15 protein-coding genes and 1 other RNA gene are annotated in these 14,255 nt (G+C 54.9%); 4 read left to right on the top strand and 12 right to left on the bottom strand.

The window, feature by feature from the left end; translation table 11 throughout:
• Window positions 1-3: 3 nt before the first annotated feature.
• Both AC6I8W_RS18140 and AC6I8W_RS18135 read right to left on the bottom strand, forming a co-directional pair.
• Window positions 4-399 carry a YraN family protein gene (locus AC6I8W_RS18140; RefSeq protein WP_480366086.1) on the bottom strand — a complete coding sequence of 132 codons (396 nt, stop codon included), beginning with the start codon at window positions 397-399 and terminating at the stop codon, window positions 4-6.
• On the bottom strand, window positions 357-2,405 hold the full coding sequence (locus AC6I8W_RS18135; RefSeq protein WP_497836133.1) for a penicillin-binding protein activator: 2,049 nt from the start codon (window positions 2,403-2,405) through the stop codon (window positions 357-359). Before AC6I8W_RS18135 ends, AC6I8W_RS18140 begins: the two co-directional genes overlap by 43 nt.
• 62 nt (window positions 2,406-2,467) lie before the next feature.
• On the opposite strand from AC6I8W_RS18135, the gene rsmI reads away from it, so the two are divergent.
• Together rsmI and rnpB are read left to right on the top strand one after the other, a co-directional pair.
• Complete coding sequence (rsmI, locus tag AC6I8W_RS18130; RefSeq protein WP_497836132.1) at window positions 2,468-3,331, top strand: 16S rRNA (cytidine(1402)-2'-O)-methyltransferase; 864 nt, start codon at window positions 2,468-2,470, stop codon at window positions 3,329-3,331.
• A gap of 33 nt (window positions 3,332-3,364) precedes the next feature.
• Window positions 3,365-3,743: RNase P RNA component class A (gene rnpB, locus AC6I8W_RS18125), an RNA gene on the top strand.
• A 362-nt stretch (window positions 3,744-4,105) separates the two neighbouring features.
• Here rnpB and AC6I8W_RS18120 read toward each other — a convergent pair.
• The 10 genes from AC6I8W_RS18120 to AC6I8W_RS18075 form a co-directional block, all read right to left on the bottom strand.
• Complete coding sequence (locus AC6I8W_RS18120) at window positions 4,106-5,080, bottom strand: glutathione S-transferase family protein (protein ID WP_497836131.1); 975 nt, start codon at window positions 5,078-5,080, stop codon at window positions 4,106-4,108.
• Window positions 5,081-5,147: 67 nt separating this feature from the next.
• Window positions 5,148-5,558: a DoxX family protein gene (locus AC6I8W_RS18115; protein WP_497838228.1), complete on the bottom strand. Its 411-nt coding sequence runs from the start codon at window positions 5,556-5,558 to the stop codon at window positions 5,148-5,150.
• Window positions 5,559-5,768: 210 nt separating this feature from the next.
• Window positions 5,769-6,053 (bottom strand): YqjK-like family protein, encoded by a 285-nt coding sequence (locus tag AC6I8W_RS18110; RefSeq protein ID WP_497836130.1) that lies wholly within the window; start codon window positions 6,051-6,053, stop codon window positions 5,769-5,771.
• Window positions 6,050-6,448: a phage holin family protein gene (locus AC6I8W_RS18105; protein ID WP_497838227.1), complete on the bottom strand. Its 399-nt coding sequence runs from the start codon at window positions 6,446-6,448 to the stop codon at window positions 6,050-6,052. The genes AC6I8W_RS18110 and AC6I8W_RS18105 overlap by 4 nt, the downstream gene beginning before the upstream one ends.
• 2 nt (window positions 6,449-6,450) lie before the next feature.
• The gene (locus tag AC6I8W_RS18100) at window positions 6,451-6,756 is read right to left on the bottom strand and encodes an ElaB/YgaM/YqjD family protein (protein ID WP_497836129.1); all 306 of its coding nucleotides are present in this window, start codon (window positions 6,754-6,756) and stop codon (window positions 6,451-6,453) included.
• Window positions 6,757-6,910: 154 nt separating this feature from the next.
• Window positions 6,911-7,285: a DUF1090 domain-containing protein gene (locus AC6I8W_RS18095; protein WP_497836128.1), complete on the bottom strand. Its 375-nt coding sequence runs from the start codon at window positions 7,283-7,285 to the stop codon at window positions 6,911-6,913.
• A 173-nt stretch (window positions 7,286-7,458) separates the two neighbouring features.
• On the bottom strand, window positions 7,459-7,827 hold the full coding sequence (gene mzrA / locus AC6I8W_RS18090; RefSeq protein WP_497836127.1) for an EnvZ/OmpR regulon moderator MzrA: 369 nt from the start codon (window positions 7,825-7,827) through the stop codon (window positions 7,459-7,461).
• Window positions 7,827-8,501 (bottom strand): DedA family protein, encoded by a 675-nt coding sequence (locus AC6I8W_RS18085; protein WP_497836126.1) that lies wholly within the window; start codon window positions 8,499-8,501, stop codon window positions 7,827-7,829. The genes mzrA and AC6I8W_RS18085 overlap by 1 nt, the downstream gene beginning before the upstream one ends.
• A 322-nt stretch (window positions 8,502-8,823) precedes the next feature.
• A complete protein-coding gene (exuR, locus tag AC6I8W_RS18080; RefSeq protein WP_480366068.1) occupies window positions 8,824-9,597 on the bottom strand; it encodes a transcriptional regulator ExuR in 774 nt (257 codons plus the stop codon).
• A gap of 91 nt (window positions 9,598-9,688) precedes the next feature.
• Window positions 9,689-10,990, bottom strand: a complete 1,302-nt coding sequence (locus AC6I8W_RS18075; protein WP_497838226.1) for an MFS transporter — start codon at window positions 10,988-10,990, stop codon at window positions 9,689-9,691.
• Window positions 10,991-11,387: 397 nt separating this feature from the next.
• Between AC6I8W_RS18075 and uxaC the strand changes: the two genes are divergently transcribed.
• Together uxaC and AC6I8W_RS18065 are read left to right on the top strand one after the other, a co-directional pair.
• Complete coding sequence (gene uxaC, locus AC6I8W_RS18070; protein WP_497836125.1) at window positions 11,388-12,803, top strand: glucuronate isomerase; 1,416 nt, start codon at window positions 11,388-11,390, stop codon at window positions 12,801-12,803.
• Between the two features lie 2 nt (window positions 12,804-12,805).
• Complete coding sequence (locus AC6I8W_RS18065) at window positions 12,806-14,254, top strand: tagaturonate reductase (protein ID WP_497838225.1); 1,449 nt, start codon at window positions 12,806-12,808, stop codon at window positions 14,252-14,254.
• Window position 14,255 lies beyond the last annotated feature (1 nt).

The raw sequence follows: 14,255 nt of genomic DNA, 5'->3' as shown, positions 1-14,255 counted from the left end.
GTTCTACACATCGGCATGAAAGGCATCGGGCAGCCACTCCAGCTCGCGCCCGGTAATGGCTATGATGTCAAAGCGGCAATTTACCGTGTCAAAACTGCCGTTACGTCCCAGCAGCCATAGCGCTGCGGTACGGAGTAGCTTTTGTTGTTTCTGACGCGTCACGCTGGCGGCCGCACCGCCAAAACGCGCATCGCGCCGATAGCGCACTTCAACAAATACCCAGCAATCGCCATCCTGCATGATGAGGTCAATCTCACCGCTGCGACAGCGAACATTGCTGGCAATCCATCGCAGCCCGGCGCGCTCCAGATAGCGGCGCGCCTGCTGCTCTTGCTCAGCGCCAATGCGCTGGCGGTTTACTGTACCGGAACGATTTGTCCCTGACGATACTGGTTCCATGCCAACTTCCTGTTGATCACGCAATCCGGGGTGGCGCTCAGCTTGCCGGTATTGCCATCAATGGCAAAGCCAGGAACCTGACGCATCTGGTTAAAGTGGTTCGCCAGCGTCCAGGCATCAATGCCCATCGCGTACAGGCGGACCAGCGAATAATCGTTATTAAACGATTTTGCTGCTTGCTGCATCAGTGCCGGGTTGCTACCGGAGAGCAGCGGAATATCGCTGAATTGCAGGCCATCCATCTCCAGACGGAAGTCCGGGCCGGCACCCGCCTGGAAGCTACGTGAGCTGGCGTACAACGCGATATTGCTACGGCTGCTGGTACGCATCGCAATCATTGGCTTAATCAGCTGTAGCTCATCCTGGCTGGCGACGATATACACCGCATCGAGGCTCCCGCCGCTGGTATCGGCCACCGGTGCGCTGGTCTGCGGTGCCGGGATGTTCAATCCGGCAATCGACACACCCTGCGGCTGTGCCGGTTCCACTATCAGCGGCGTGCCGCTTAAGTTAATGCCTGCACCACTGTTGATGCCTTGTTTCAGCTCGCTGACGGAACCAAAACGTTGCTGCAACACGGTCGAACCACCCAGCGTCTGCCACTCTTGCGCAAAGGCTTTCCCAACACGATCACCATAGCTGTTACGTGGCAACAGCAGCAATGGCTGGCGCTTGCCCTGGTCCCACATATGGTGAGCGGCATCACGCGCTTCGTCTTCAGGAGAAAGCGCAAAGTAACAAAGATTCGGATGGTTCTGGATCTGTTCCGGCTCGTTCAACGCTAACACGTTGAGCGGTGAGTTGCTGTTGGCGACGGTCTCTACATCACTTTTCAGCAGCGGACCGACCACGATAGTCGCGCCATCCTGCTGTGCTTGCTGCATCACCTGCTGAATCGGCTGGCTGCTGGTGTCATACACCTTGACCTGAGCGTTGCTGTCGCCTGCGCTGGCTGCCGGGACAGGTGCAGCAGCCGGCTGCGGCTGGGCGCTTTGATCCGGGGTGATGGCCGCCGCAGCCGGGCTGACCACGGTATTGGCGGTTGCATCTGGCGTTGCAGCGGCTGGTTGTGGTTGCTGGGCGTTGGCATCAGCACTGGCCGGTGTCGCTGTCGGCTGTGGTGCGGCTGCCGGGGCCGTTAACACACCATTCTTCGCATCGTTAAAGCCTTTCTGGATAGCATTGGCGAAAATCTGCGCCTGGCCATTCAGTGGCAGCAGCAACGCGATGGTGCTGGTAGAGGCTTTGCTGAAGTTCTGCACCTGGCTCAGGGCGGTCGGCAGGGTTTTGGCACCGGGATTGAGCGGATAGCGGGTTTGCCAATCTTTGATGGCGGCTTTCAGCATTTCCGGGTCCTGGCTGTTGGTATGCCAGGTGTTGAGCAGATCCAGCCAGCCCTGCAAGGTATTCTCGTCGGCATTGATCACCAGGCTGTTCAACTGATCTTTGGTCATCTGCGTCAGCGCCTGCCAGGTGGCGTCAATATTGCTCTGGTGATCGGCCGCTTTCAGCAGCGGTTCCTGAGCGATATAGGCGCGCAGCAGTGCCAGCGAAGGGCGATTCTGGGCGGCAGCGATTTGCAGACCGTAATAGCGAACCTGCTGATCCTGCGACAGGCCGTCAGTTTTCACCTGGCTCAACAGCTGCTGTGCACCATTAAAATCCTGCTGACCAATCTGCATCTGCGCACGCAGCAACTGCAATTCCTGCTGCTGCACATCAGAGAGCTGCTGCGGCAATTGTTTGATCTGATCGCTGGCCTGTGGATACTTTCCTTCCTTCAACAAGGCACGGATGGCAAGTAATTGCCAGTCGGTCTTGCTATCATCGCTGCTTTGTTGCACCTGTTGCAGGTAATAGTCAGACTGGGCCGTGATCGGTCCCTGAACATTGACGGTGGACGTTTGCTGTGGTCCCTGACCGCTACAGGCGGCTAAAATTAGCCCAGCGAGAAGTACAGGTACAAAGCGTCCTGCTTTACGACGTAAGACTTTTGAAGGAAGCATACTGTATCCAGTGATGTTTTTTTCTAGATGCTCAATATTAAATCGGCAATTCGGATGAAACAATGAAACAACTCGATCGGGCAGACATTTCTGCCAGCACGCTCTATATCGTTCCTACCCCGATCGGTAACCTGGGTGATATTACGCAGCGTGCGTTAACGGTGCTTGCGAGCGTCGATCTGGTCGCTGCGGAAGATACACGTCATACCGGGCTGTTGCTACAACATTTCGCCATCAATGCGCGACTGTTCGCACTTCACGACCACAATGAGCAGCAGAAGGCCGAAGTGCTGTTGGCCAAATTGCAGGAAGGCCAAAGCATTGCGCTGGTTTCTGATGCCGGAACGCCGTTAATCAACGATCCCGGTTATCATCTGGTGCGTCGCTGCCGTGAAGCAGGTATCCGCGTGGTGCCTTTACCGGGCGCCTGCGCGGCGATTACAGCATTAAGCGCAGCGGGATTACCGTCCGATCGTTTCTGTTACGAAGGGTTTCTGCCCGCGAAAACTAAGGCACGCTGCGATGCTTTGCGTGCGGTGGCGCAGGAGCCACGCACCCTGATCTTCTACGAATCGACCCATCGTTTAATTGATAGCTTACAGGATATGGTGAGCGAGCTGGGTGCTGATCGTTATGTGGTGCTGGCGCGTGAAATCACCAAAACCTGGGAATCGTTACACGGTGCGCCGGTGGCCGAGCTGCTGGCATGGGTGCTGGAAGATGAAAATCGCCGCAAAGGTGAGATGGTGCTGGTGGTGGAAGGCCATAAGGCTGATGAAGAAGCCTTACCTGCTGATGCCCTGCGTACTCTGGCTCTGTTGCAGCAGGAGCTGCCATTGAAGAAAGCGGCGGCGCTGACGGCGGAAATTCACGGTGTGAAGAAGAACGCGTTGTATCGCTACGCACTCGATCAGCAAGAGGCGTGACAAATGACGACGGATCGCCTATTATCCCGCGCCGAAGCTGACCAGACAGTCGCCGCTTTGTCGTCGTCCCTCTTCGGGGGGAGACGGGCAGAGGGGAGGAAAGTCCGGGCTCCATAGGGCAGGGTGCCAGGTAACGCCTGGGGGGCGCAAGCCTACGACCAGTGCAACAGAGAGCAAACCGCCGATGGCCCAGTAATGGGATCAGGTAAGGGTGAAAGGGTGCGGTAAGAGCGCACCGCGCGGCTGGTAACAGTTCGCGGCACGGTAAACTCCACCCGGAGCAAGGCCAAATAGGGGTTCACAAGGTACGGCCCGTACTGAACCCGGGTAGGCTGCTTGAGCCAGTGAGCGATTGCTGGCCTAGATGAATGACTGTCCACGACAGAACCCGGCTTATCGGTCAGTTTCGACTTTTTAACGCAAAAACCCCGCTTCGGCGGGTTTTTTGTTTTTGTACGAAATGAATGACTGCCCACTCCTCTTTCTATGAAAAGAACGCGGCTTATCGGTCAGTTTCGACGTTTTTAACGTAAAGACCCCGCTTCGGCGGGGTTTTTGTTTTTGTAGGAAATGAATGACTGCCCACTCCTCTTTCTATGAAAAGAACGCGGCTTATCGGTCAGTTTCGACTTTTTAACGCAAAGACCCCGCTTCGGCGGGGTTTTTGTTTTTGAGAATGCAATGAACCGTAGCGGCGCGATTTATCGCGCGGATTTTTCCGACACCGCGCACGGAGTGGCGCGCGATAAATCGCGCCGCTATGAATGCATGTCATCATCCCCGTCCGTGCGGTTCATCCCAGTTAAATGCTGGTCCGAGAGAAATCACCCCGCTTGGGTTGATGGTTTTGTGGCTGCAATAATAGTGATGACGGATATGTGGCAGATTGACTGTATCGGCAATTCCCGGCATCTGGTAAATATCGCGCAGAAAGCCGCTGAGGTTGCGATAATCGCTAATCCGGTGGCGATCGCACTTGAAATGTGTGACATACACCGGATCAAAACGTACCAGCGTGGTCCACAGGCGCAAATCCGCTTCGGTTAAATGATTGCCGGTGAGGTAGCGATGCTGACCGAGAATCTGCTCCAGACGTGCCAGCGAATGGAACAGTGCCGTCACCGATTCATCATAAGCTGCCTGCGAAGTGGCGAAGCCCGATTTATACACGCCATTATTTACCGTGTCGTAAATCCAGCCATTCAACTCATCAATCTGTGGTCGTAGTGCCTCGGGATAATAATCGCCAGCACGAGCGCCCTGGGCATCAAACGCGCTATTCAACATACGGATGATATCGGCAGATTCATTGCTGACAATGGTGTGTTGCTGTTTGTCCCACAGCACAGGCACGGTAACGCGGCCGCTGTAATGCGGGTCGGCATGCAGATAGAGTTGATACAGATATTCGTTCTGATACAACGAATCACCGGTGGCGTCAGGGAAATCGTTGTCGAAGGTCCAGCCATTTTCCAGCATCAGCGGATGCACCACCGACACGGATATCATCTCTTCCAACCCCTTCAGCTTGCGCATCAGCAGGGTGCGATGCGCCCACGGGCAGGCGAGCGAAACGTACAAATGATAGCGGTCGCGTTCGGCGGCAAAACCCGCCTTCCCGGTGGGGCCTGCGCTGCCATCGGCGGTAACCCAGTTACGCCACACCGCTTCTGTGCGTTTGAAGCGGCCACCGGTTGACTTCGTATCGTACCAGGTGTCATGCCAGACACCGTCAATCAGTTGTCCCATAAGCCCTCCATAAAAAAATGGGGCGAGGAATATCCTCGCCCCTTTTCAGTATACGCTGCTTGTGTGCTTAGCGTGCGGCTGCTGTCTGGAAACGCTGACGAATCACGCGGTCGATGCTGTAAGCACCCGGGCCCACCAGACCCAGCACCAGGAAACCACCTGCGATTGACAGGTTTTTCATAAACATCAGCTGGTTAACACCTTCCGCAAAGTTACTGTGGAACAGAAACGCCGTCAGAATGGTGAAGCCAGCGGTAAACAGCGCGGTGAAACGGGTCAGGAAACCGAACAGAATCGCCAGACCGCCACCCAGTTCCAACAGAATCACCAGCGGCAGCAGGAAGCCAGGGACACCCATGGCCTGCATATACTGTGCGGTGCCAGAATAACCGGTCAGTTTGCCCCAGCCAGCGGTGATAAACAGGATAGTCATCAGAATGCGTGCCAGTAACAGGCCAGAATCTTCGAATTTTTTCATCATCTACTCCAACAAGGTTTTTATTGCAGGTTGCTGGCCTGCGGCAATGTATCCCGTCGAATCGCGTCTGCGGATTCATTGGGCTGATGGCTAGAGATGATAATCGCGGGTTGGAAAGGTTGTAAGCGAGATAATCTGTCGATGTTGTTCAGGAATTCTGATGAAGGAAAAAACGGACCTGAAAAAGGTCCGTTGATAGAAGGCGTTAGCTTAACGTGGCGGCATCGCTGATTTGATCATGCGCCAGGTGCTCCACAGGCCAAAGCCGCGTTTTGCCCAGCGCAACAGCCGATTAGGGCTGCGAATTGACCATATTGCCAGCGCGCTGCTACCAATCGCCAGATAGCGTCGCAGGCTGAGGAAGGTGAGCCAACCGCGGTCATAATGCACCGTGCTTTCCAGCCAGTCACGCCGGGCAGCGCTGAGATCCAGCCGCTGCTGCTGCACCTGATTAAGCAATGCGTGGATGCGTGCTTCGCGCTCGCGGCGGCTCATGAGCGATGTTCCTCCAGCAATTCGCGATCGGTTTCCAGCTCTTTCCGCGTGTGACGCAGCAGCGTGGACTGGCGGGATTTGCGCAGTGTCCAGACACCAAAAATCAACGCCAGCAGGAACAGGACGGCAGTGGTAATCGCAATCGCCATCAGCCGATATTGCGCATCCACCGCCCAGATGATCAGCACCATCAGGCTCATTAACCCGAAAGCGGTAAACAGCATGGTCAGCCCCACCATCATCAGCATTTGAATCAGGTTGGCTTTTTCCTCTTCCAGTTCCACCACTGCCAGCCGGATGCGTGTCTCAACGATACTGACCAGCGCGGTAACAATACGTTGACCAATGTTGATGACCCCTTTGCCTGGGCCGTGGCTTTGCTGACTGTCACTCATCATTAACGCCGTGAAAGCAGAATGCCGATGACCACACCCACTGCGGCACCAATACCGACGCCGTGCCACGGATTTTCACGCACGTAGTCATCGGCTTTGTGGGCGGCTTCGCGAGTGGATTGCGCCAGGCGTTCACCGGATTCGCCCAGACGTTCACGCGAGGTGTCGAGCGCCTCACGCGCTTTCTGACGCAGTTTATCCAGCTCGGTTTTCGATTTATCACCCGTGCTGCTCAGTACCTCTTCCAGGGTATCTGCCAGGTTTTTCAGTTCTGCACGCAAATGTTCTGATGTTGTGTCTTTAGCCATGAAAATCTCCTTTTATGCCCGTCATACTTCAGGCTACAGGTACGTTGGCTGCGCTCATATTCCTCAGTCACTTACTTGAGTAAGCTCCTGAAGTCTATGAGCTTGCCGCCTTCCTGTAACCTGAATTATTTAGGGCATATAACAGTAAGTCCGATTAATAGCGCTCAGCCTCGAGTTGTTTCAGTTCGTGGCGCGCTTCTTCCAGCTTGCGCTCGCGTTTAGCGATCTTCTCTTTGTCATTACCTTCCTGGCGTTCTTCTTTCAACTCACGCTCACGTTCGGCCACATCATGCTTTTGCGCTTCAATACGCTCGTGATGCGCGGCTTTCAGTTTTGCATCGGTACAACTGGCGCGCACCTCGGTCAGCGCACGCTCCAGTCCGTTTACCCGGCGCTGGTTATCATGCTGCTTTGCCATACCAATTTCGTGCTGAATGTCCTGCTCCTTCTGCTGACACAGTGATTCTGCTGCCAGAAGTGAGCCGGAGAGGGAGAAGAGAACAGCACCCAGGAGTAATCGACGTTTCATCAGGTAAAACCTTCCTTTGTGAATGACCTGCCGCAAACCGGGCAGGAGAGGCTTCCCAGCTTGTCTTGTGCTCGCGCTACCTTTAAGCATAGACAGCGGATGAAAAAATTCAAAGAAGACGCGGGGATAGCGAGGAGTAACGGTTGCCTGGGGGAGTAAGCAGGCAACCTGATTTAGCTGTAAATCGAACGGTTAGCGTCCTGATTCTGTTGTGATGCCTGATGGCCCGCTGCCACCACAAACCCCTGTGGCAACAAGCGACGCAGGACTTTCTGCGCAGCCAGACTTTGTTCTTCGTTTTCGAAGTGAATGACTAATGCATCACCAGAAGGGGTGATGCTCTTGATGCGCACACCCTGGGCAGAGAGCTGTTGATAAAGATAGAAGCCATCAGGTAGCGGGGTGCCACTGTTGGCAACGCGAATCTGCACCACCGTTTCATGGCTCAGCAGCGCAGGGGTAAAGCTGACGGCAACGAGGGCCAGCGCACCACCTAACAACCAGGGCAGCAGACGTCTGGGGATACGGGTCAGAATGTTCATCACTGTGATTTCCCGTTCTGATCAGACTGACGCTTACGCCACAGCACTACCAGCGAACCGACAAGCCCAAATACCAGCAACACCAGTGGCAACATCATCAGGCAGAACATCAGTTCGTCTTCATAGCGACGGAAAATGGGGGTTTTGCCGAGTGCGAAGCCGAGCACGGTAAGGATCACCACCCACAGCAAGCCGCTCACCCAGTTAAAGAACTGGAAACGCGCGTTGCTGAGGCCAGACAAGCCAGCAATGGTCGGCAGCAGGGTGCGAACAAACGCGATAAAGCGGCCAATCAGCAGGGCGGAGAGTCCATGACGGTGGAACAGGCTATGCGCGCGTTGGTGATATTGCGCGGGCAGATGGGAAAGCCATTTTTGTACGGTGGGGGTATTTCCCAGCCAACGTCCCTGAATGTAGCTGACCCAGCAACCGAGGCTGGCACCGGTGGTGAGCACCAGAATGGTGAGAGGGAAGTTCATGGTGCCTTTGGAAATCAACACGCCCACCAGAATCAGCAAACTGTCACCGGGCAGAAATGCTGCGGGCAGCAGGCCATTCTCCAGGAACAGAATCATGAACAGCACGCCATAAATGGCCCACACCAGTGTCGGGTCGGAGAGAGTTTCAAAATCCTGCTGCCATAAGGCATGCAGCAATGCCTGCAAAATATCCATCAATCGGTCCTGAACATCATTGTTAAACGTGCCCGAAGGGCTGGAGCACTAGCTGGCAGTTTGGTTATGCATTTTAGGAGCGCAGCTAAGCCGGATTTTCCGGATCCTTCCAGAATTGATTGTTAAATCAGCAACTTTTTAATGCCCTGTCGCAAAGGGTAAGAAAAGGGCGATAACTGTAACAAAAATCATGGATCTGAGACAGTAGAAAGTTCCCGCAAGAGAGGAGTTTTACCTTTAGATGCAACTGGTCAAAAGGAGCTTTACATGAGCTGACACTATTGCAGATTAACTGACTTTCCTGACTGAAAAATCAGCAAAATTAGCGGGAATTATCAGTAGCTTCCGGCAGGATGACCGGGTTTTCAGCAAACATGTAACGATCAACATTAAACTCAAAATCGTCTGCGGTGGCGTTAAATAACATCTGTTTAGTATTTTCCAGATGCTGCCACATAGCCAGCTTACTGGCGGCGGGATCTTTGCGGATAAGTGCTTTCAAAATCTGATCGTGATCGTCACACCAGCTGAGGATATTGCGCTGATCAATATGTTCATGCAATTTCAGCCAGTAGGGATTGTGCAGGCGATGTAGCCACATCTTTTCGACAATCGCGGCTAAGGCGCTGTTTTGCGTCGATTGCGCAATGCGCACATGGAACTGCATGTCCCACTCTGAATCACGGAAATGGTCTTCCTGACGGGCTTTTTCCTGAATCGCCATCAGCGCCATAATGTCCTGACGCGTCACCTGGGTCGCGGCGAACTCCGCCACGTTGCTCTCAATCAGCTGACGCGCCTGCAACAGTTCAAACGGGCCAAAACTGGCGAATTCCAACTGGCTGGAGGTCACGATACGATTTTGCTGTTGGCTGGCAATGACGTGAATGCCGGAACCTTTACGCACCTCCACGTAGCCTTCGACTTCCAGCATGATAATCGCTTCACGTACTACGGTGCGGCTGACCTGCATCTCCTCGGCGATTAAACGCTCGGCAGGGAGTTTATCACCCACCGGGTATTCACCGGCTTCAATGCGGCGTTTCAGCTCGCTGGCCAGCTGTTGATAAAGGCGTCGGGATTCGGTCAGGTCCATTGCGCGGTTCCGCTATGCAGGTAAACGAGGAGTTGTTATACCACTTCAGGCGGGCGGAAGAAATGGGCTGGCTCACACCAGCCCGAAGAGATTAACTGCGGGCGACCACCGTTTGTACTGGCGGCGCGCTTTCCAGCTCGGAAACCGGTTTATTTTTCAGCACGCTCCAGATAACAACTGCACCAATCAGGTCAAACACCGCCAGGGCGGCAAACAGCGGGCTAAAGCCAAGGGTATCAGCCAGTGCACCCACCACCAGCGCGAACAGGGTACTGGCGGTCCAGGCTGCCATGCCGGTCAGGCCGTTCGCGGTTGCCACTTCATTACGACCAAAGACATCTGATGACAAGGTGATCAGCGCGCCAGATAAGGCCTGATGCGCAAAACCGCCGATACACAGCAGACCAATCGCCACATACGGGCTGGTAAACAGGCCAATGGTACCGGGGCCGATCATCAGCACTGCGCCCATCGTCACCACCAACTTACGTGAGACGATCAGATTGACGCCGAACCAGCGTTGAAACAGCGGCGGCAGATACCCACCCAGAATGCAGCCAAAGTCGGCAAACAGCATTGGCATCCAGGCAAACAGCGCAATCTCCTTCAGATTGAAGCCATACACCTTAAACATAAACAGCGGAATCCACGCGTTGAAGGTGCCCCAGGCTGGTTCGGCAAGAAAACGTGGTAGCGCGATGCCCCAGAACTGACGATTACGCAGGATCTGACTGACCGACATTTTGCTGCTGTTGCCGGTTTGATGCTGCACTTCCTGGCCGGCAATGATGTAGTGACGTTCTTCTTCGCTCAGCTTGGTTTGCTGCTTAGGATGTTTATAAAACACCAGCCAGCACAACGCCCAGATCATGCTTAAGATACCGGTGATGATAAACGCCATCTGCCAGCTGTGTGCCACGATAGCCCATACCACCAGGGGGGGAGCCAGCATTGCGCCAATTGATGAACCCACGTTGAAATAGCCCACCGCGACGGATCGCTCTTTCGCCGGGAACCACTCGCTGCTGGCTTTTAATCCCGCCGGTATCATCGCCGCTTCGGCGGCACCGACCGCACCACGTGCCAGCGCAAACCCGCCCCAACTCCCTGCCAACGCGGTAGCGGCGCAGAAGATAGCCCAGAGTATCGCAAACACCGCATAGCCGACCTTCGTGCCCAGCATATCCAGCACATAACCGGCGACCGGCTGCATCACGGTATAACAGGCCGAATACGCGGCGACGATATATGAATATTGCTGGGTGCTGATGTGAAGCTGGATTGCCAGCGTGGGTGCTGCTACGGCAATGGTATTACGCGTCAGGTAACCGAGGACGGTGCCCATGGTCACCAGTCCAATCATGTACCAGCGTAGCCCTTTGATCTTACGCATCATTAACCTCTTCCAGTTTGTCGTTGCGGCGTTGCCGCTGTTGTTATCTGGAGCGGGACTGCACGTGAGACAGCTCTCTTCACGCCCGCTGGCGCTAAAAGCGCGCCTTTATTTCCTTGCCTGTGCCATCGGTGTGGCATCAATGGAGCGAGAGGTTAACTTGTTATACAACTTTAAAAGTTGAGAGCCATCACAAAAACCCTTCAAGGGGTGTGTGATACTGTTCCTCGACGTAATAACAGCAGGTTAGCGGTATTTCTGCGGCTTTTTTATCCATATCCACATCAAAGATCTGTCATTAATGTGAGGTTCGTCGCAAAGAATTCCGCCGTTTATCAAAATTGGTATGATAACTTTGTGTCATTAGCCAACAGGCTACAAAAATGAGGAAGCAGGTATGTCGCGTTTTATGAGTGAGGATTTTTTACTGGAAAGCGAATTTGCGCGTCGTCTTTATCATGACTACGCCAAAGACCAACCGATTTTCGATTATCACTGTCACCTGCCACCACAGCAGATTGCCGAAAATTATCGCTTTACCAACCTCTATGACATCTGGCTGAAAGGCGATCACTACAAATGGCGAGCGATGCGCGCCAATGGCGTGCCGGAAGCGCTTTGTACCGGCAACGCCACTGACCGTGAAAAATTTAACGCCTGGGCGCTTACCGTGCCGCACACCATTGGTAACCCGTTGTATCACTGGACACATCTCGAATTGCGCCGCCCGTTCGGCATTACCGATGTGCTGCTGTCTGACAAAACGGCAGATGCTATCTGGGATCGCTGCAATGCTTTGTTGGCGCAGGATGCCTTCACCGCACGTGGCATCATGCAGCAGATGAAGGTGAAAATGGTCGGCACCACCGATGATCCACTGGACGATTTACAGCATCATCGCGTCCTGGCGCAGGATGACAGCTTTAGCGTCAAAGTGCTGCCGAGTTGGCGTCCGGACAAAGCCTTTAACATCGAGCTGGAAACCTTCCTGCCGTGGATCCAAAAACTTGAGCAAGTGGCGGATGTCAGCGTGCAGCGTTTTGACGATCTGCGTCGGGCCTTAAGCAAACGCCTGGATCACTTTGCCGCTCACGGTTGTAAGATCTCCGACCACGCGTTGGATGTGGTGGTGTATGCCGACGCTGATGAGGCCACGCTCGATGGCATCCTGACGCGTCGTTTACAGGGTGCCGCGCCATCCAGCGAAGAGACGGCCCAATTTAAAACAGCGGTACTGGTGTGGCTGGGCAGTGAATATGCCCGTCGCGGCTGGGCGCAGCAGTACCACATTGGCGCGTTACGTAACGCCAATCGCCATCATTTTGAGCTGCTGGGACCGGATACCGGCTTTGACTCCATCAACGATATGCCGCTGGCGATTCCGCTGGCACGCCTGCTGGATGCGCAAAACCGCCAGAACGCGTTACCCAAAACCATTCTGTATTGCGTGAACCCACGCGACAACGAAGTGCTGGCGACCATGGCCGGAAATTTCCAGGGCGAAGGCGAGCCGGGCAAGATGCAATTTGGTTCGGCATGGTGGTTCAACGATCAACTCGACGGCATGCATCGTCAGATGACACAACTGGCGCAGATTGGCCTGCTCAGTCGTTTTGTTGGCATGCTCACCGACAGCCGCAGCTTCCTGTCCTATACCCGTCACGAATATTTCCGCCGCCTGCTGTGTCAAATGATCGGCAATTGGGTGGATCGCGGCGAGGCACCCGCTGACGAAGCGTTGCTGGGACAGATGGTACAAAACATCTGCTTCAACAATGCGCGTGATTACTTCGGCATTGAGTTGGGAGCCTGATGATGCAGCGGCTAAACCGTCACGATTTTCCCGGCGCTCGCTATACCGATCGCGTGATCCAGTTTGGTGAGGGGAATTTTCTGCGTGCCTTTATTGACTGGCAGCTCGACTGGCTGAACGAACATCAGGGCACCGATGCCGGTGTGGTGGTGGTGCGGCCGCGTAACCGGGAAGTAAAAGATTCACTGAATCAGCAGGATGGTTTGTATACCACGCTGATACGCGGGTTGAACCCGGCGGGGGAACAGGTGAGTGAAGCTCGCCTGATCCGCAGCCTCAACCGGGAAATCCAGCCGTATCAACAGTTCGACGCCTTTCTTGAACTGGCGCGTGCGCCAGAGATGCGCTTTGTGTTTTCCAACACCACCGAAGCGGGGATCGCTTTTGCCGAACAGGATCGGCTGGATGATGCGCCCGCTTCCTCTTTCCCCGGCAAGCTGACCCAGTTGCTGTGGGCGCGTTACCAGCACTTCGCCGGAGCAGCGGATAAAGGCTGGCTAATCGTTCCCTGCGAATTGATTGACTACAACGGCGATACGCTACGCGAGTTGGTGTTGCGCTATGCCACCCACTGGCAGTTACCGCAGGCATTTGCCCACTGGGTGCAGCAGCATTGCGCGTTCTACAACACGCTGGTGGACCGTATCGTCACCGGTTTCCCGGCGGATAGCGAAGCGATCGCCACACAACTGGGCTACGAAGATCGTTTTCTGGTGGCGGGAGAGGTGTATTACCAGTTTGTGATTCAGGGACCGGATGTCCTGGCACAGGAGCTGAAGCTGGCCGCGCTGGTACCGGAAGTTAAGCTGGTCGAGGACATCACCCCTTACAAAGCGCAAAAAGTGGCGATCCTCAATGGCGCACATACCGCGATGGTGCCGGTGGCGTTCCAGTCAGGGCTGGAGAGCGTCGGTGCAGCCATGGATGATGCGCAGATCGCAGGCTTTGTTGAAGCGTTGCTGCGTGACGAGGTGATTCCCACGCTCGATCTGCCGCCCGCTGAACTGCACGCCTTTGCCGCTGCGGTGCAGCGTCGATTCCGCAATCCGTTTATTCGCCATGCGCTGCTTTCCATCGCGCTGAATGGCATGACCAAATTCCGCACCCGCCTGCTGCCGCAACTGTTACTGGCACAGCAACAGCAGGGCAGTTGGCCGCCGCGCCTGACCTTCGCCCTGGCGGCGTTGCTGGCGTTTTATCGCGGCCAGCAGGCCGATAAAAGCTGGCCGTTGCAGGACGATGACCACTGGTTGCAGCGCTATGCCGAACTCTGGCCAGCGGTGCAGGCGCAGCAACTTCCTGTGGAACAACTGGTCAGCACCGTACTGAGCGACGCCAGCCACTGGGGCGAAGATTTAACCCGGCAGCCAGGGCTGGTGGCTGCGGTAAGCCAACACCTGCAAAACATCATCGTTCACGGGATGCGAACGGCGCTGACACAACTGAGATAAC

The sequence above is a fragment of the Pantoea sp. X-Soil-TKNS-1211 genome, assembly GCF_059730495.1.
Note: the sequence above shows the minus strand (reverse complement) of the source record. Positions and strands in the feature narration are given on the sequence as shown.